This is a genomic window from Thauera propionica (genome assembly GCF_002245655.1).
GTDB lineage: Bacteria > Pseudomonadota > Gammaproteobacteria > Burkholderiales > Rhodocyclaceae > Thauera > Thauera propionica.
In genome coordinates this window covers 282,554-300,956 of sequence record NZ_NOIH01000015.1, presented here as the reverse complement: position 1 = coordinate 300,956, position 18,403 = coordinate 282,554, and the positions used below count along the sequence as shown (strand labels likewise).

The following is an 18,403-nucleotide window of genomic DNA, read 5'->3' as shown; positions in this document are numbered from 1 at the left end:
GTGGGCGCGGGCGGGCAAAGAACGCCGCTCAGTGACCGGTTACCGCCGGTCGTGCGTCCGCAGACGCCGGTGGCATCGCAACTCGAGGAGTCGGCCGAGGCCAAACGACGGCAGACCGCGCAGCAGATGCGCAGCATGGCCGAGGACATCCGCCGCGTTCTGGCGCCGCTGACCCGCTCGGGCCAGGTCAGCGTGTCTGAAGGGGCTTTCGGCATCAGCATCGAGATCAATGCGAGCCTGCTGTTCGCGCCGGGCGAGGCCATGTTGTCCACCCCGGCCGTCGAAGCGCTGCGGGCGGTCGCGCAGGTGCTGGCGGCGACGCCTTTCCCGATCACGGTCGAAGGCCACACCGACAACCTCCCGATCAACACCTACCGCTTTCCGTCGAACTGGGAGCTGTCCGCGGTACGTGCCTCGACGGTGACCCGCCTGTTCATCGACAGCGGGGTGGCACCGGATCGCCTCACGGCGGCGGGCTATGCGGACCAGCGCCCGGTGGCCGACAACGCCACCGACGAGGGCAGGGGACGGAATCGCCGCGTCGCGATCCTGATCGAATCGCGCAACGCCGAACCCGCGCCGACCGGGCCGACGATCATCCCGCCCAACGACCCGATTCGCTCCATCCTGCCGCCGGCAGACGCCGCGACGCCACCCGCCGACGGGCAATGAATGACGTGGCGCCGCCCGTGCGGCGCCCGGCAAGAGCGCATCGCGCTGGCGGCGGCAAGCCCGGTCAGGCCATGCGCTCGGGCTTCACCTTCGGCGCCAGCGGCGCACCCTTGCGCGCGCGGCGGTGGCGTAGCGGTTCGCGTTGTGAGGGCTTGAGTTCGATCGTCACCGTCTTGCCACCGCGTCCCGCTCCCTCGATCGTCAGCACGGCATCGTCGGCCGGCACCGCCACGGCTGCCAGCGCCTCGCCTTCGTCGAGTGCCATCACGATAACGCCGCGACCACCGCTCTGCGTCTTCATCTCCGGACGGGGGAAGACCAGCAGTCGGCCGTTCTCGGACGCTGCCGCGATCCAGTCGCCAAAGACCCTGGCTGGCGGCAACACCTTCTCGCCCTTCTCCAGGCTCATGAAGGCCTTGCCGGCGCGCTGGCGGCTGGTCGCGTCTGCGACGCTGCACAGGAAGCCGTAGCCGCCGCTGTTGGCGAAGAAGTAGACCGATTCCGGCATGTCGGTGACGACCTGGGCCAGCTTGCCGCCGTCCTGGAATTCGACCAGGGTGGTGATCGGCGCACCGTCGCCGCGCCCGCCGGGCAGATCGGAGACCTTTACCGTGTAGGCACGGCCATTGGTGTCGATGACGATCAGCGGCCAGGTGGTGCGCGTCTCGATCACGGCAAAGCCGAAGTCGCCGGCCTTGTAGGCGATGCCGGCCGGGTCGATGCCGTGGCCCTGGCGCGAGCGCACCCAGCCGTTCCTTGACACGATGATCGTGACGGGTTCGTCCGGCACCGAAATCTCGGCCGGCGCGACCGCGGCCACGGCCTCGACCAGCGTGCGGCGATCGTCGCCGTACTTCTTCGCGTCGTCCTGGATCTCCTTGAGGATCAGCTTCGTCATCGCCAGGCGGCTGTCGAGGATGTGCTGCAGGCCGTCGCGCTCGTCCTTGAGCTCCGCCAGCTCCTTCTCGATCTTGAATCCTTCCAGGCGGGCGAGCTGCCGCAGGCGGATCTCGAGGATGTCCTCGGCCTGCGTCTCCGAGAGGCCGAAGGCAGCGATCAGCGCCGGCTTGGGTTCGTCCGACTCGCGGATCACGCGGATCACTTCCTCGATGTGCAGGAAGGCGATCATGCGGCCTTCGAGGATGTGGATGCGGCGATCCACCTCGTCCAGCCGGTGCCGGGTGCGGCGCTCGACGGTGACGTAGCGGAAGTCGATCCATTCGCGCAGGATCTGCACAAGGTTCTTCTGCTGCGGCCGGCCGTCGCGGCCAATCATGGTCATGTTGACCGAGGCCGAGGTCTCGAGGCTGGTGTGGGCGAGCAGCACCGCCATGAACTCGTCGCGGTTCTGGCGGCTGGATTTGGGCTCGAGCACGATGCGTACCGGTGCCTTGTCGCTCGATTCGTCGCGTACCGTGTCGAGTGCGCCAAGCACGAGCTGCTTGAGGTTCTTCTGTTCCTGCGAGACTTCCTTCTTGCCGGTGCGCGGTTGCGGGTTGGTCAGGGTTTCGATTTCTGACAGCACCTGCGCCGCGGAGACGCCGTGCGGCAGTTCTTCCACGATCACCCGCCACTGGCCGCGGGCGAGTTCCTCGATCTTCCAGCGCGCGCGCAGGCGCAGGCTGCCGCGGCCGGTGGCGTAGGCGTCGCGGATGGCTTCGGGGGAGGAGATGAGCTGGCCGCCGCCGGGGAAGTCCGGGCCGGGGATGATGCCGAGCACGTCCTCGAGCGTGGCCTCGGGATGGCGGATCAGGTGGCAGGTGGCCTCGGCCACCTCGCGCAGGTTGTGCGGCGGGATCTCGGTCGCCATGCCCACCGCGATGCCCGAGGCGCCGTTGAGCAGCACGAAGGGCAGGCGCGCGGGCAGCAGCTGCGGCTCTTCGAAGGCGCCGTCGTAGTTGGGGATGAAGTCCACCGTGCCGCGGTCGATCTCGGACAGCAGCAGCTCGGCGATCGGCGTCAGGCGGCATTCGGTGTAACGCATCGCCGCAGCCGAGTCACCGTCGCGCGAGCCGAAGTTGCCCTGACCGTCGACCAGCGGATAGCGCAGCGAGAAGTCCTGTGCCACCCGCACCATCGCGTCATAGACGCTGGAGTCGCCGTGCGGGTGGTACTTGCCGATCACGTCACCGACCACGCGCGCCGACTTCACGTGCTTGGAGGTGGACGACAGCCGCATCTCGTTCATCGCATACAGGATGCGGCGCTGCACGGGCTTCAGGCCGTCCTCGACCTGGGGCAGGGCGCGCGACTTCACCACGCTCATCGCGTAGGAGAGGTAGGCGCGCTCGGCGTAGCGGTCCAGTGCCAGCGTGCCGTCGTCCTCGGGCTCCGTCTCGGGGTCGGCAGGTGGGGCAGGGGGCGGCGGGAAATCGGCTCCGTCGTGCGTCAGCGGGGTCGGGCCGGGGGCGACTTCCGCACCCGCGATGGCAGGCGCGGTCTGACTGGGCTTGGGCGCGGCGTCGCCGGATTCAGGCGCGCCGAAAAGATCTGCGGTATCGGTCGTCATTGCACTGCGTTGTTCGATTCGGTGAGACATCTCAGACGTCGGCTTCGACGCTGTCGCCCTTTTCTTCCATCCACGCGCGCCGGCCGGAAGCCTCGCCCTTGCCCATCAGCAGGGTGAACATCTTCAGCGTGTCTTCGAGCGCGCCGCTGCGCACCTTCACTGGCAGCACGCGGCGGGTGGCGGGGTCCATGGTGGTTTCGCGCAGCTGGTCGGGGTTCATCTCGCCCAGGCCCTTGAAGCGGCCGATCTCGATCGCGTCGGGCTTGAAGCCTTCCTTTTCCAGGCGGTCGCGGATCGCGGCGAGCTCGCCCTCGTCGAGTGCGTAGAGCCGGCGCGGTGGGCGCTTCTTGCCTTGTGCCGGCACGTCCACGCGGTAGAGCGGCGGCTGCGCGACATATACGTGACCACGCTCGATGAGCTTGGGGAAGTGGCGGAAGAAGAGCGTCAGTAGCAGGGTCTGGATGTGGGCACCGTCCACGTCGGCGTCGGACATGATGACGACCTTGCCGTAGCGCAGGCCGGAGAGGTCGACCTCGCTGTCGGCCTTGTGCGCATCCACGCCGAGCGCCACCGCGATGTCGTGGATCTCGGCGTTGGCGAACAGGCGGTCGGGGTCGATCTCCCACGCGTTCTGCACCTTCCCACGCAAGGGCAGGATGGCCTGGGTCTCCTTGTTGCGCGCCATCTTGGCCGAGCCGCCGGCGGAGTCGCCCTCGACCAGGAAGAGCTCGTTGTCGGCGATGTCCTCGGACTCGCAGTCGGACAGCTTGCCCGGCAGCACGGCAACGCCTGAGGTCTTCTTCTTCTCGACCTTTTGTGCGCTCTTCTGCCTTGCCAGCGCCTGTTTGATCGACAACTCGGCGATGGCCTTGCCGGCCTCGACGTGGTTGTTGAGCCAGATCTCGAAGGGGTCGCGCAGTTGCGAGGACACCAGCTTCACCGCTTCGCGCGAGTTGAGCTTCTCCTTCACCTGGCCCTGGAACTGCGGGTCCAGGAGGCGCGCAGACAGGACGAAGCTCATGCGTCCGCATACGTCCTCCTGCTGCAGCTTGACGCCGCGCGGCAGCAGGGTGTGATGGTCGATGAAGGACTTCATCGCCTCGAACACGCCGGCGCGCAGGCCGGATTCGTGCGTGCCGCCGTTCACCGTCGGGATCAGGTTGACGTAGGACTCGCTTGGCACCGCCGACTCGAACCACGCCAGCGCCCAGGCTGCGCCTTCCCCCGGGGCGAACGTCGGGTCGTCCTTGCCGGCGTACTTCTCGGCGGTGAAGATCGGCGCCACAGGCTCGACGTCACCGGCAAGTTCCTTCAGGTAGCCGGCGAGGCCTTCGGGGTAGGACCAGGTCTTGGTCAGCGCCGGGCCGCTAGCCTGCTCGATGTCGAGCCGCACCGCAACGCCGGACAGCAGCACCGCCTTCGAGCGCAGCAGGCGCTCGAGCTCGTTCATCGGAACGCGAGGCGACTCGAAGTATTTGCCGTCGGGCCACACGCGCACCCGGGTACCGGTCTGGCGGCCGCAGTCGCCCTCGATGCGCACCGGGCTGATCGTCTCACCGCCATCGGCGAAGTCGATGCGGTGGATCTTGCCATCGCGCTTGACCTCGACTTCGATGCGGGTCGACAGCGCATTGGTCACCGATACGCCGACGCCGTGCAGACCGCCCGAGAAGGCGTAGGCCGAATTGCCCTCGCGCTTGTCGAACTTGCCGCCGGCGTGCAGGCGGGTGTAGGCCAGCACCACCACCGGCACGCCTTCCTCGGGATGCAGGCCGACCGGAATGCCACGACCGTCGTCGGCCACGGTGACCGAGCCGTCCTGGTGCAGGGTGACGTGGATCTTCTTCGCAAAGCCGGCCAGCGCCTCGTCGGCGGCGTTGTCGATCACTTCCTGGATGATGTGCGCCGGACTGTCGGTGCGGGTGTACATGCCGGGGCGCTCACGCACCGGCTCGAGTCCTTTCAGGACGCGGAAGGAGGATTCGTCGTACTGTTTGCCTGCCATGCTGCGGGCCCGTTCGATGTCACGAAGGGCGCAAGGATAGCAGACGTCGCTACTGAATGAATGTTCAGGCGCTGCCGAGGATGCGGCCGCCGCCGGTGGGCTTGGCCAGGCCGTCGGCGTCGTATAGCTGCGGATGATTGGCGGCGGACAGCAGCACGGTCAGTGCAGCCTGATTGCCGGCCATGCGCTCGAGGATGAGCTGGCCGTTCAGGGCATTGCGGTCGCGTGCCTGGCGGGCGCGAGAAACGACTTCGTCCCAGCGCGCGAGCACGCGGGGCAGGCCGGCGCAGAGGCTGCGGATGGAGGCGTCGGAGACGCTGTAACCGAGTCGCCCCAGCAGGCGCGAACGCTCGTCATGCAGGCGCTGGAGTTCGCGGTAGCGTTCGTTCTTCTGGTTGGCGACTGCGACCAGGGCGTCGGTTTCGCCCTTGATGAGCAGGCTTTCCTCGCGATCGAGCAGAGCGAGGAACTCACCGAGCTGCAAGGACTCCGCCTCGATGAGGAGCGCGAGTCGCTGCTGGTCGGCGGGTGAGGGCGAGGGTGTTGGGGAGGGCTGCTTCATCGATTCGGGTCGTCCGGTCGGGCGGATGACGGTCAGTGCGCGAGAAGCCGAATACTACTCCGCGATGCCTCAGCCGCGCGACTCGAGCATGTCGCGGACGCTGTTGATCAGCCCGTCGGCGATGCGGCTGGAGTCGATCTTGAAGCGGCCCTCGGCGATGGCCTGGCGAATCTCGTCCACGCGCTTCTGGTCGATCTCGGGCGAACTCGAGATCGCGCTTTCCGCCTTCTTCATCAGCGTGGCCAGCGGGGACAGTTGCACGCTGTCGCTGCCGGACTGCGCTTCGGTCTTCCCGCGCGCGGCCGGCGCACGGGCATCCTGCACGGGCGTGGGAACATAGGCCTTGCCCGTGTTCTCGATTTTCATGATGGTCTCCAGGAACGCATTGACTCGTGTGTATTCACGACCGCGCTCCGTGAAACTTTAGTGATTTATTTCACGTCCGTGGAGAATTTGCATGACGCCCCTCAGAAGTCGACGCTGACGCTGCCGTCCGGCTGGACCAGGCCCTGCACGATCTGGCCGTTGCCGAGCCGGATCCTGACCCTTTCGCCGGGCGCGGCGGCGCTCAGCGCCTGGCCTTCGCCCGAGACCGTGAAGCCCGGGCCGCGGGTGAGGATCGGCACGGTCTGTCCGCGTCTCACAGCATCCGGCAGGCGCACGCTGCCCGCCCGCAGCGGCGCGCCGGCAGCCTGGGCAAAGCGCGTGAGGTGGCCCAGTGCCTGCTCGGGCGAGGACAGCACGTTGTCCGGCAGCGCGGTGAGTTCGCCCTCGCGCACCTCGATGTCGCCCTCGCGGATCACCTCTGCCGAACGCAGTGCGCGGGTCGTGACCAGGTAGGGACCGAAGATCTGCACCTGCGCCTGCACGTAAGCGGTCCAGGTGACCGGAGAGTCGCAGCGCACGCCTACCGTGAGCTGGCCCCAGGGACGCGTGCCCGGTGGCAGGAAGGGTTCCAGCGCGGCGCAGGGTGGCAACTGATTGGCGGGATCGAAGGCGCGGACGCTGATCCGTGGCTCGCCGGGCATCCCCTGCATCTGGCGTTCGAGGAAGGTGCGCACGGTGCTTTCCACGGCCTGCGGGGGCTGCTGGCCGATGGCGGGTGAGAGGGGGCTGAGGCCGACGGTGAGGACAGCAAGGGGGGTGGCGAGACGCTTCATGGTCCCGATTGCAGCATGCCTCACCCGGGGAGGCAAGTTGCCGGCAGCTTTTGCCGCCCGCGCCGACAAGCGGCAGATATGGGCGGTTTTCCGCCGCCTTATCGGCAGAGGAGCGAGGCGGGTCCAGCCTTACCATCGCTGGCATGAAAGCTGCACCTTCCACTGCCATCGAGACCGTTTCCCGTTTGCGGAAGCGGCGTTCATCCGCGAGGTAAGGCGATGAAGACCCTGCTAGACAACCAGATGCGTTTCCACCAGGCCGCGTTCAACCTCCAGGCCTACCGCCAGGAACTGCTCGCCTCGAACATCGCCAACGCCGACACGCCGCATTACAAGGCGCGCGACATCGACTTTCGCAGCGCGCTGCAGAACGCGATCGGGAAGGGGGGGCAGTCGGGTGTCGCGCTCGACACCACGCACCAGGCGCACATCGCCGCCGGCGGCAGCGCGGGCGCCGGCAGCTTCGTCAAGTACCGCAACGAATACCAGTCCGCGGTCGACGGCAACACGGTCAACATGGACGTCGAGCGTGCGGCCTTCGCCGAGAATGCGCTGCGCTACGAGGCGAGCGTCACTTTCATCAGCGGCATGATCCGCTCGATGAACACGGCGCTCACCGGTCAGTAAGGGGTTCCATCATGAGCATGCTCAACGTCTTCCAGATCGCTGGCTCCGCGCTCAACGCGCAGTCGCTGCGACTCAACACCACGGCCTCCAACCTCGCCAACGCCGACAGCGTGACCACGGAAACGGGCGAGCCTTACCGCGCCAAGCAGGTCGTGTTCGCCGCCCGCCAGGTGGCCGGGCCCGCGGCCGTGGGCGTGCAGGTGACGCAGGTCGTCGAGAGTGCTGCGCCGATGCGTCTCGTCTATGAGCCGAACAATCCCGCGGCCAATGCCGAGGGCTACGTCGAGATGCCCAACGTCAACGTTGCCGAAGAGATGGTGAACATGATCTCCGCGTCGCGCTCCTACCAGAACAACGCCGAGATCATGAACACGGCACGGACCTTGCTACAAAGGACATTGCAGATCGGACAGTAAGCGCCGTCCGGCAAACGATGCCGCTAGCAGGAGAAATCCATGACCACCGTGTCGAACAATCAGACAGCGAACAGCGTGCTGGCCAGCCTGGCCCGCAGCGAACCTGTCCAGAAGGCAGAAGAGGACATGCAGGGCCGGTTCCTGAAGCTGCTGACCACGCAGCTCCAGAACCAGGACCCCATGAACCCGATGGAGAACGCGGAGATGACCTCCCAGCTCGCGCAGATGAGTACGGTCGATGGCATCGAGCGGCTCAACAAGATGGTTCAGTCCTTCTTCGACTCCCAGGCCTCGGCCGAGGGGCTCAATGCCGCGGCGCTGCTCGGCCGCGGCGTGCTGGTGGAAGGCTCGCGCCTGGCACTGACCGAGGCCGGTGCCGTGGGTGGCTTCGAGATCGACACGCCGGCCGACAGCGTGACCCTGTCGGTGCGCGACAGCTCAGGCCTGGTCGTGAAGCAGATGGTGTTCAACGACGTCGATGCGGGCAGCCACAACTTCGTATGGGACGGCACGGCCGAGGATGGCTCGCGGGCGGCCGACGGCATCTACTCGCTGTCACTGTCGGCGAGGCTCGGAGAAGAGGCGGTGGGCGGGCGCACGCTTCAGTTCGGTCCGGTCACCAGCATCGTCCGTGGTGCCAGCGGCACCGACCTCCAGGTGGGCGACCTCGGCGTATTCAAGGTCGACGACATCAAGCAGATCCTCTGATCCGGAGCCCCGATCATGGCATTCCAGCAGGGCCTCAGCGGCCTGAACTCTTCCTCCAAGGCGCTCGACGTCATCTCCAACAACGTCGCCAACGCCAGCACCGTGGGCTTCAAGAACTCCGGCACGGTGTTCGCCGACGCCTACGCGTCTTCGCTCACCGGCGCGGTGTCCAAGGTGCAGATCGGCATCGGCAGCGCGGTGCAGGCCGTGCGCCAGTCCTTCACCCAGGGCAACATCACCACCACCAGCAATCCGCTGGACATGGCGATCAACGGCAATGGCTTCTTCGAGGTGGAGCTCCAGAGCGGTGGTTTCGCACTGACGCGCAACGGCCAGTTCAACATCGACAAGCAGGGCTACATCGTCACGCCGCTCGGCGACCGCCTGATGGGCTATCAGGTCGAGGATCCGATTTCGGGTGACGTCCGTGCGCCTGCCACCGTCACGGCGGATTCGTTCCGCACGATGGTGATCCCGTCCACCGGTGTCGGCGCGGCGGCCACCACCGAAGTCGGTTTGAGCCTGAACCTCAGCGCGGATGCGGAGACGATCGACGGGGCCACGACGCCACTCGACCCGAATGATCCGGAGACCTATTCCTACTCGACCGCGCTGAAGATCTTCGACTCCCTTGGCAAGGAGCACTCGCTGTCCCTGTACTTCGTCCGTCGCACCGATGTCGTAAACAGCACCTGGGACGTCTACACCGTTCTGGACAACGACACGGCGACGCTACCGGCCACGCCGAACGCGACGCTGAACTTCGACGGTCTTGGAAAGCTCGTGCCGCCGAGTGACTTCGTGCTGACCTCCAATCTCGGGCCGGACGCCGATCCGAGCGTGATCAATGTCGACATGTCGATGATCACCCAGTTCGGCGGCAAGTCCACGCCGCGCGAACTGACCCAGAACGGCTCCGCCCCGGGTGAGATCGCCGGCCTGTCGATCAGCCGCAACGGCACCGTCCAGGCGCGCTACACCAACGGCATCACCAAGGATATCGGCATCGTCAACCTGACGACCGTGCGCAACAACAACGGCCTGTCGCCCATCGGCAACAACTACTGGGTCGAGACGCCGGAATCGGGTGGTTTCGCCCGCGGCGAACCGGGTAACGGGCTCAACGGCGTCATCTCCGCCGGCCAGGTCGAGGAATCCAACGTGGACCTGACCCAGGAGCTGGTGCAGATGATCATCCAGCAGCGCAACTACCAAGCCAACGCGCAATCGATCCGCACGCAGGACCAGATCCTGCAGACGCTGGTCAACCTGCGCTGATGACTGAACGGGCTGCGGGCCGACAGGAAGAGGGGAGTCGAACATGGATCGCCTGATCTACACCGCGATGACCGGTGCCAAGGGCACGATGGACCAGCAGGCGGCGGTGTCGAACAACATCGCCAACGCCGCCTCGACCGGTTTCCGCTCGCAACTGCACAAGCTGCGCGCGGTGGAAATCCAGACCGAAGCCCTGCGCACGCGCTCGTTCGCCGTCGATGCCAGCGTCGCCAACGACTTTACGCCGGGGCCGATCCAGTACACCGGTCGGCCCTACGACGTCGCGCTGGAAGGCAAGGGCTGGCTCGCGGTGCAGCGGCCGGACGGCAGTGAGGCCTACACCCGCAACGGCAGCCTGATGCTGAGCCCGGCCGGCATCCTGCAGACCCGCGAGGGGCAGCCGGTGGTCGGCGACGGCGGGCCGATCGCGATTCCGCCCGACACCGAGATCGTCATCGGCCGCGATGGTTCGGTGTCGTCCATCGACCCGGGCACCGGCGTGGTCAACCTCGTCGCCCAGTTGAAGCTGGTGAACCCGCCCGAGACCGATCTGGTGCGCGGTGACGACGGCCTGTTCCGCCTCGCCAACGGCGCGCCGGCCCCGGCAGACCCCAACGTGCAGGTCGCCGGTGGCTACCTCGAGGGCAGCAACGTCAATGTCGCCGACCAGATGGTGCAGATGATCTCGCTCGCCCGCCAGTTCGAGATGCAGGTGCGCATGATGCAGACCGCGGAGGCCAATGACCGCGCTGCGACCCAGGTGCTGTCGTCGAACTGAACGGCCGCGATCGTCCTCCGCACGATTAGCACGGTTTTTGCGTTGTTTATCTCGGGATGGTCGAGACCGGCAAGGGCCTAGACTGATTCCATGGAAAAGCGGCAATCGCCGCCGCGTGACGGCAAAGCCTGCCGTCACGGCAACGCAGAACAGAGGACTTCATCATGATCCGCTCCCTGTGGACCGCCCGCACCGGGCTGGATGCCCAGCAGACCTCGCTGGACGTGATCTCCAACAACCTGGCCAACGTCTCCACCAACGGCTACAAGCGCCAGCGGGCGGTGTTCGAGGATCTGCTGTACCAGACGATCCGCCAGCCCGGGGCGCAGACCACGCAGCAGACCCAGGTCTCCAGCGGCCTGCAGATCGGTACCGGTGTGCGTCCGGTGGCCACCGAGCGCATCTTCACGCAGGGCAGCCTGCAGCAGACCGGCGGTGCGCTCGACGTCGCCATCCAGGGCAACGGCTTCCTGCAGATCGCGATGCCCGACGGCACCACTGCCTACACCCGCGACGGCGCGCTGCAGCTCGACAACCAGGGCAACGTCGTCACCCCGAGCGGCTATCCGCTGCTCGATGCCATCCAGATCCCGGCCGACGCCAAGTCGATCACCATCGGCAAGGACGGCACCGTGACGGTCACGCTGCCCAATCAGGTCGAGCCCCAGCCGGTCGGCCAGATCCAGGTGGCGACCTTCATCAACCCCGGTGGCCTGCAGAGCGCGGGTGAGAACCTGTTCTACGAAACCGCGTCGAGCGGCGAGGCCACGCCCACCGAAGCAGGCACCAACGGTGCCGGCGTCATCAACCAGGGCTATGTCGAGACCTCGAACGTGAACGTGGCCGAGGAACTGGTCAGCATGATCGTCACGCAGCGCGCCTACGAGCTCAACTCGCGCGCCATCTCCACGTCCGACCAGATGCTCGGGCGCCTGACCCAGCTGTGAGGCCGTTGATGAAGCCCCTGTTCGCCTCCTTCCTGCTTCCCGGCGTCGCGCTGCTGGCGGGCTGTGCCTCGATCGACACCGTGCCGCCAACGGCCGTGCATCAGCCGATGAGCGTGCGTCCCGACAGCCGCCTGCCGGCGCCTTCCGCGAATGGCGCCATCTACCAGGCCGCACTCGCGCGGCCGCTGTTCGAGGATCGCCGCGCGCGCCATGTCGGCGACATCATCACGATCAACCTCGTCGAGCGCAACACCGCGACCAAGAGCGCGAATGCCAGCGCTTCGCGCGGCTCGGAGATGACCGGCGGTATCACCGCGAGCTCGCGCCTGCCGCTGGGCGGGCTCAATGGTCTCAACATCGAAGCCGGAGCCGATTCCGAGTTCACCGGCACCGGCTCGGCCCGAGCAAACAACGCCTTCAACGGCACGATCACGGTCACGGTCATCGACGTCTATCCCAACGGCAACCTGCTGGTGTCCGGCGAGAAGATGCTCGCCATCAACCAGGGCAGCGAGTTCATCCGTTTCTCGGGTGTGATCGATCCCAATACGGTCACGTCGACCAACACCGTGCAGTCGACGCAGGTGGCGGATGCACGCATCGAATACCGCGGCAGCGGCTTCATCGACCAGTCCAACACCATGGGGTGGCTGCAGCGCTTCTTCCTCGCCATCCTGCCTTTCTGACCGAGCCTAGCCATGAACCGATTCCAATCCCTGCTGATGCGAGGCCTGGTGGCGGCGGTCGCCGCCGGCATCTTCTACTCCGCGGCGGCGGAAGCCGCTGCAGAGCGCATCAAGGACCTTGCCACCATTGCCGGCGTGCGCGAGAACCAGCTCGTCGGCTATGGCCTCGTCGTCGGCCTGGATGGCAGCGGCGACCAGACCACGCAGACGCCTTTCACCAAGCAGAGCATCGTCAACATGCTCGGCAACATGGGCGTGACCGTGCCGCAGGGCACCAACATGCAGCTGAAGAACGTCGCCGCGGTGATGGTCACCGCGAGCCTGCCGCCGTTTGCGCGGCCCGGCCAGCCGATCGACGTCACCGTGTCCTCGATCGGCAATGCCAAGAGCCTGCGTGGCGGCACGCTGGTGATGACACCGCTGAAGGGCGCAGACGGCCAGGTGTATGCGGTGGCGCAAGGCAATCTGGTGGTCGGTGGGGCCGGTGGTGCCGCGGGCGGTGCGGCGCAGACCATCAACCATCTGGCGGCAGGGCGGATTCCGGGCGGTGCGACGATCGAGCGCGGCGTTGCCGCGTCGGTGGGGCAGGGCGACTTCGTGATGGTCGAACTCAACGACGCCGACTTCAACACCGCGCGTCGCGTGGTGGACGCGATCAACGGCGTCGCACCGGGCGCGGCGCGCGCGCTGGATGCGCGCAGCATCCAGGTGCTGGCGCCGGTCGACGTCTCGCAGCGTGTGAGTTTCCTCGGCCAGCTCGAGAACCTGAAGGTGACCCCGGGCGAGCAGGTGGCCAAGGTCATCGTCAATTCGCGCACCGGTTCGGTGGTCATGAACCAGCGCGTGACATTGCAGAACGTCGCGGTGTCGCATGGCAACCTCACCGTCACCGTGAATAGCGAGACCCAGGTGAGCCAGCCCGCGCCGTTCTCGCAGGGCGTGACCGTGGCGGCGCAGAACCAGGGCCAGGTCGACATTCGTCAGGACGGTGGCAGCATCCACAACGTGCGCGCCGGCGGCAACCTCGCCGACGTGGTCAAGGCGCTCAATGCGCTTGGCGCCAAGCCGATGGACCTGGTCAGCATCCTGCAGGCGATGAAGGCGGCCGGCGCCCTGCGCGCCGAGCTCGAGGTCATCTGAGGTCAGCGACATGAACGCCGGTGTCCAGCTCAACGCTTTCGATCCCAACTCGCTGCGTGACCTGCAACGGCTGGCGCGCACCGACGGCCAGTCGAACGACACCCTGCGTGCCGCCGCGAAGCAGTTCGAGGCGCTGTTCATGCAGATGGTGATGAAGTCGATGCGCGAGGCGACGCCGTCGAACAGCATGCTCGACAGTGACCAGACGCGCACATACCAGAGCCTGCTCGACCAGCAGCTCGCATTGAACCTGTCCCAGGGGCGCGGCACCGGGCTGTCCGAGACCATCTACCGCCAGCTCGGCGGCAAGGACGACAAGACCAGTGCGATCGATGCGCTGATTCCGCCGGGGCAGGGCGGTGGCGGCTTCGACCTTGCCGGCGTCACCCGCCGGCCGGCAATTTCTGCCGCGATGCAACGCGCTGCGCTTGCCGCCAGCCCGGATGCCTTGTCCGGCGCCAAGGACACGCCCGCTTTCGACGTCGGCTCCACAGTCGACAATGCCTTGCTCGAGGCACGCTTCCGTGAAGCGATCCAGAGTGCGCGCGATGCCACCGGTGCGGTGTCCTCGCAGGCCCGTAACTTCGTGACGGAGGTGTGGCCGCATGCCGTCGAGGCGAGCAAGCGCACCGGTATCCCGCCCGCCTTCATGGTGGCGCAGGCCGCACTCGAGACCGGCTGGGGCGAGAAGCAGCTGCGCCATGCCGACGGCAGCCCGAGCTACAACCTCTTCAACATCAAGGCTGGCTCGGCCTGGACCGGCAAGACGGTCGACCGGGCCGTCACCGAGTATGCCGGCGGCCGGGCTTACACCGAGCCTTCCCGTTTCCGGTCCTACGCGTCCTACGCCGAGTCCTTCCGCGACTATGCCGAGCTGATGACGCGCAGCCCGCGCTACGCCGGCGTGCTCGGCCAGACGGAGGTCAGCGGCTTTGCCCGCGGCCTTCAGGACGCTGGCTATGCCACCGATCCGCAGTACGCCAACAAGCTGTCCCGCATCATCGGTGGCGCCACGCTGCGCAACGCCCTGGCCTCCATCGGCTGATATTGCCGCTTCAGGGGTGGCAAGCTTCTTGCTGTTCTCCTGTCAGGTAATCGCAGATCAGGAAGACCATCATGGCTGGCATGCTCAACATCGGAGTCTCGGGCCTCAACGCGGCACAGGCCCAGCTCAATACGACCAGTCACAACATCACCAACGCAGGGACCGTCGGCTACCACCGCCAGACGGTTGGCCAGGCCGCGCGCCCGCCCTTGTTCACCGGCGCGGGCTTCTTCGGGCAGGGCACCGACGTCACTTCCGTCACCCGCTCGTACAACCAGTTTCTCGAGAACCAGGTCCTGCAGGCCGATAACCGGCGCGCGCAGTACGGTGCCTACAGCGCCCAGATCGGCCAGATCAACAACCTGCTTGCCGACAGCACGACCGGCCTGTCGCCCGCACTGGCGAACTTCTTTGCTGGCGTGCAGGAAGTGGCCTCCAACCCCACCAGCGTGGCGGCGCGCCAGTCCCTGATTTCCAATGGCCAGGCGCTCGCGTCGCGCTTCCAGTCGCTGAACACCCGCCTCGAAGAGGTCCGCCAGGGGGTCGAGGGTGGCATCGTCCAGACGGTCGAGTCGATCAACACCTATGCCAAGGCGATTGCCGAGATGAACCAGCGCATCGTCGTCGCCCAGGCGGGCGGCGCCGGCACGCCGGCCAACGACCTGCTCGACCAGCGCGACCAGCTGCTGGCCGAGCTGAACAAGCTGGTGCAGATCACCGTCGTCGACGAAACGGACAGCGGCAAGGCCAATGGTGCGGTCTCCGTGTTCATCGGCTCCGGGCAGCCTCTGGTGCTGCGCGGCACGGTTTCCCAGTTCCAGGTGATCCCGAGCGCTGCCGACCCGCAGCGCGGCGCGATCTCGCTGACGGCACCCGGTGGCAATACGATCGAGATCGCCGAGTCCTTGCTGAGCGGTGGCGAGTTGGGCGGGCTGCTGGAGTTCCGCCGGGTCTCGCTCGACGCTGCGCAGAACGCGCTGGGCCTCATCGCGCTCGGGATCACGGAGACGTTCAACGCACAGCACAAGCTCGGGGTCGATCTCGAGGGCGTTCTCGGGAAGGATTTCTTCAAGCCGATCACCCCGACCGTGGTGCCGGCGGTGGCGGGCGTCAGTACGAGCATCACCGATGTGAGCGAGGTTCGTGCCAAGGATTACCGCGTGCTCGTGAGCGGGGGATCCGTCAGGCTCTTTGCGGGGGATGAGGAGCTGGCTTCGCTTGCGCTTGCACCGGCTCCCGCCTGGCCGGCGACGCTCACGGGGGGCGGGATTGCCGTTTCCCTGCCGGGTGCAGCGAGCATTCCTGCCGACGGCCTGCTGATCCAGCCTACGCGCAACGCCGCCCGCAACATCGCCGTGGGCATCTCCGACCCGCGTGAGATCGCGGCCGGCGGTCCGGTCTCGGTGACGTCGCCGCTGACGAATCAGGGGACCGGCAAGGTCGCCAACATCGATATCCGCGACATCGCCGGCATGGACGGTTCGGGTGACGGGGTGCCGGACTTCTCCGCGTTTGCGCTGGGTTTCGACGGGACCGGTCCGGCATTGACGGTGCCCGCGGGCTTCACGATCGAGCGGCTCAAGATGGATGCCGCGACCGGCGAGTGGGTGACCGACGGCAGCTACCCGTCTGGTGGCAGCAGCACGACCTACACGCCTTCCGCGGATTCGTCCGGTGTCCAGTTCCGTGTCACGGGGCCCGGTGGCTACACGTTCGATTTCCGCTTCAGCGGCACGCCCGAGTCGGGTGACGCATTCAATTTTGGTCCGAGCGTCGCCGGTGTAGCCGACAACCGCAATGCGGTTGCGCTCGGCGCGCTGCAGACGACCAAGGTCCTGGGCGCCGACGCCAGCGGCCGGCCCACCGCCACCTTCCAGTCGCTCTACGCCCAGACGGTGACCACGGTCGGCAACAAGACGCGCGAGGTCCAGGTCAACGAAGCCGCTCAGGAATCCTTGCTCGATCAGGCCACGAGCGCGCGCGACAGCGTCTCGGGCGTCAACCTGGACGAGGAGGCGGCCAACCTGGTCCGCTATCAACTCGCCTACCAGGCCTCGGCGCGCGTCATGACGGTGGCGCAGCGGCTGTTCGACGAACTCATCAGCATCGGCCGCTGAGCCGGTACATTCCGGAGATCATCATGCGTATCTCGACCTCCATGATCTACGACCGCGGCGTCGGTGCGATCCAGAACCAATGGAAGAACATCCTGCACACGCAGCAGCAGGTCTCCACCGGCCGGCGCGTGCTCACGCCCGCCGACGATCCGATCGCCTCTGCGCGAGCGCTCGAGATCGGCCAGACCAAGGCGGTCAACAGCCAGTTCGCGGTGAACATCGGCTACGCCGACGACGCGATGAAGCTGCTCGAATCGCGCCTGCAGAGCGCGGGCGATGTGCTGCATTACGTGCGTGAGCTTGCGGTGCAGGCGGGCAACGGCGCCATGGCTCCCGAGGATCTGCGCTACATGGCGACCGACATGAAGGCCCAGTTCGAAGCGATGCTGGCGCTCGCGAACAGCCAGGACGGTACCGGTGACTACATCTTCGGTGGCCACCGGTCGCAGCAGCAGCCCTACGACGGCGGCCTGTCCGGCGTGTCCTACAACGGCGACCAGGGCGAACGCACGATCCAGGTCTCGGCCTCGCGCTACATGCCGGTCAGCCTGCCGGGGTCCGATGTCTTCGACCGGACGCTGGCGCTGAATCCGGATACGGTCAAGCTTTATGCAAAGCCGGACAACGCCGGTCAGGGGGGGCCGACCATCAGCGCCGTCGATCCGGCGCTGGCGAATCCGGCAACACGTTATCAGTTCGTCTACACCGACGGCACCCCAGGCTCCTACGAGGTGACCAAGCTCGGGCAGGACGGAACGGAAGTGGCAATGGCGCCGAGCACCTTCCCTGCGGGTGGCTCCGTAACGATTGAAGGCATCACATTCGATCTTTCGGCGTCCACCGTGGAAAGCGGCGACGCGTTCGAGGTCTTCGTCCCCTCGACCAACCTGCTCAACAACATGGCGATGTTCGCCTCCGCGCTGGAGAGCCCAGGGGTTTCAGGCATGGCGGGCGCCGTCCCCTTTGCCCTCGAGACCTTCGACGCCGGGCAGGAGAACATCCTCAAGACCCGCGCCCAGATCGGCTCGCAGCTTACTGAAACCGAAGCGCTCGCCAGTCTCGGCAGTGATCTCGACCTGCAGTACGCGTCCACCTTGTCCGGCCTGCAGGACGTGGATTACGCCGAAGCGATTTCGCGCCTGACACAGCAGCTGACCTATCTGCAGGCTGCGCAGCAGTCCTTCATGCGGGTGTCGGGCCTTTCGCTGTTCAACTACCTCAGCTGAGTATCGTCATGCGCGTCCTGCTTGCCCTGACTGCCGCCCTCCTTGCTGCCGGATGCGCGACTGCGCCCGAGGAGGGCAAGTCCTCGTCAATGTCCCGCGCGCTGCAGCAGGCCGAGCAGGTGGCGGGCGACTATGGCGGGCCGGTGGCGGCGATTGCCGGTGGGTTGATGATGCTGAGCGACCTGAAGATGCTCGAGCCCGAATATATCGCCGGGGGACTGATTGCATTCGCCATCTACGACCCCTTCGCCCCGACATGGCGCATCGACGTGCGCGAGGCGGGCAAGGACCGCGTGCGCATGGCGCTGCGCATGAAGTCGCTCTTCACCGGCGGCGACGGCGAGGCCCGTCAGGTCTTCCTGCGCAATGTGCGCCAGCTGGTGGAGGCAGGCGGCTTCGCAGGCTACGAGATCGTGCGCTACGAAGAGGGCATCGAGTCGACGCGCCCGTTCGCGCACCGCTACGCCAACGCCGAGATCCAGCTCGTACGCTCGCACATCTTCCCGGCGCTGTAAGCCGTGGAAGGG

The 18,403-nt window shown here is 66.7% G+C and carries 18 protein-coding genes; 13 read left to right on the top strand and 5 right to left on the bottom strand.

Annotated elements, in window-relative coordinates; translation table 11 throughout:
- Positions 1-672 (top strand): OmpA family protein (locus tag CGK74_RS14430; protein ID WP_094269121.1); only part of this gene is annotated, 672 nt, incomplete at its 5' end.
- Between the two features lie 64 nt (positions 673-736).
- Here CGK74_RS14430 and parC read toward each other — a convergent pair.
- The 5 genes from parC to flgA all read right to left on the bottom strand — a co-directional run bounded on the left by parC (position 737) and on the right by flgA (position 6,908).
- Positions 737-3,181 (bottom strand): DNA topoisomerase IV subunit A, encoded by a 2,445-nt coding sequence (parC, locus tag CGK74_RS14425; protein ID WP_094269120.1) that lies wholly within the window; start codon positions 3,179-3,181, stop codon positions 737-739.
- Positions 3,182-3,212: 31 nt separating this feature from the next.
- Entirely contained in the window at positions 3,213-5,186 is a 1,974-nt protein-coding gene (locus CGK74_RS14420) for a DNA topoisomerase IV subunit B (RefSeq protein ID WP_094269119.1), read from the bottom strand.
- A 64-nt stretch (positions 5,187-5,250) separates the two neighbouring features.
- Positions 5,251-5,748 carry a flagella synthesis protein FlgN gene (locus CGK74_RS14415; RefSeq protein ID WP_094269118.1) on the bottom strand — a complete coding sequence of 166 codons (498 nt, stop codon included), beginning with the start codon at positions 5,746-5,748 and terminating at the stop codon, positions 5,251-5,253.
- Positions 5,749-5,817: 69 nt separating this feature from the next.
- The gene (gene flgM, locus CGK74_RS14410) at positions 5,818-6,114 is read right to left on the bottom strand and encodes a flagellar biosynthesis anti-sigma factor FlgM (protein WP_004264577.1); all 297 of its coding nucleotides are present in this window, start codon (positions 6,112-6,114) and stop codon (positions 5,818-5,820) included.
- Between the two features lie 101 nt (positions 6,115-6,215).
- Entirely contained in the window at positions 6,216-6,908 is a 693-nt protein-coding gene (gene flgA, locus CGK74_RS14405) for a flagellar basal body P-ring formation chaperone FlgA (RefSeq protein WP_094269117.1), read from the bottom strand.
- Between the two features lie 219 nt (positions 6,909-7,127).
- Here flgA and flgB point away from each other — a divergent pair, with 219 nt between their 5' ends.
- The 12 genes from flgB to CGK74_RS14345 all read left to right on the top strand — a co-directional run bounded on the left by flgB (position 7,128) and on the right by CGK74_RS14345 (position 18,391).
- Entirely contained in the window at positions 7,128-7,535 is a 408-nt protein-coding gene (gene flgB, locus CGK74_RS14400) for a flagellar basal body rod protein FlgB (protein ID WP_004264574.1), read from the top strand.
- An 11-nt stretch (positions 7,536-7,546) separates the two neighbouring features.
- On the top strand, positions 7,547-7,951 hold the full coding sequence (flgC, locus tag CGK74_RS14395) for a flagellar basal body rod protein FlgC (protein WP_004264572.1): 405 nt from the start codon (positions 7,547-7,549) through the stop codon (positions 7,949-7,951).
- Between the two features lie 39 nt (positions 7,952-7,990).
- A complete protein-coding gene (locus tag CGK74_RS14390) occupies positions 7,991-8,659 on the top strand; it encodes a flagellar hook assembly protein FlgD (RefSeq protein ID WP_094269116.1) in 669 nt (222 codons plus the stop codon).
- A 15-nt stretch (positions 8,660-8,674) separates the two neighbouring features.
- Entirely contained in the window at positions 8,675-9,937 is a 1,263-nt protein-coding gene (flgE, locus tag CGK74_RS14385; RefSeq protein WP_094269115.1) for a flagellar hook protein FlgE, read from the top strand.
- Between the two features lie 43 nt (positions 9,938-9,980).
- Entirely contained in the window at positions 9,981-10,715 is a 735-nt protein-coding gene (flgF, locus tag CGK74_RS14380; protein ID WP_048708742.1) for a flagellar basal-body rod protein FlgF, read from the top strand.
- 164 nt (positions 10,716-10,879) lie between these two features.
- Positions 10,880-11,662: a flagellar basal-body rod protein FlgG gene (gene flgG / locus CGK74_RS14375; protein WP_004264560.1), complete on the top strand. Its 783-nt coding sequence runs from the start codon at positions 10,880-10,882 to the stop codon at positions 11,660-11,662.
- A gap of 8 nt (positions 11,663-11,670) precedes the next feature.
- Positions 11,671-12,348: a flagellar basal body L-ring protein FlgH gene (locus CGK74_RS14370; RefSeq protein WP_094269114.1), complete on the top strand. Its 678-nt coding sequence runs from the start codon at positions 11,671-11,673 to the stop codon at positions 12,346-12,348.
- Positions 12,349-12,360: 12 nt separating this feature from the next.
- Positions 12,361-13,488, top strand: coding sequence for a flagellar basal body P-ring protein FlgI (locus CGK74_RS14365; protein WP_004264557.1), 1,128 nt, complete (start codon positions 12,361-12,363; stop codon positions 13,486-13,488).
- Positions 13,489-13,498: 10 nt separating this feature from the next.
- A complete protein-coding gene (gene flgJ / locus CGK74_RS14360; protein ID WP_094269113.1) occupies positions 13,499-14,533 on the top strand; it encodes a flagellar assembly peptidoglycan hydrolase FlgJ in 1,035 nt (344 codons plus the stop codon).
- 71 nt (positions 14,534-14,604) lie between these two features.
- A complete protein-coding gene (gene flgK, locus CGK74_RS14355) occupies positions 14,605-16,650 on the top strand; it encodes a flagellar hook-associated protein FlgK (protein ID WP_094269112.1) in 2,046 nt (681 codons plus the stop codon).
- A gap of 23 nt (positions 16,651-16,673) precedes the next feature.
- Positions 16,674-17,876, top strand: a complete 1,203-nt coding sequence (gene flgL / locus CGK74_RS14350) for a flagellar hook-associated protein FlgL (protein WP_094269111.1) — start codon at positions 16,674-16,676, stop codon at positions 17,874-17,876.
- 8 nt (positions 17,877-17,884) lie between these two features.
- Positions 17,885-18,391, top strand: coding sequence for a hypothetical protein (locus CGK74_RS14345; RefSeq protein ID WP_094269110.1), 507 nt, complete (start codon positions 17,885-17,887; stop codon positions 18,389-18,391).
- Positions 18,392-18,403: the final 12 nt, after the last annotated feature.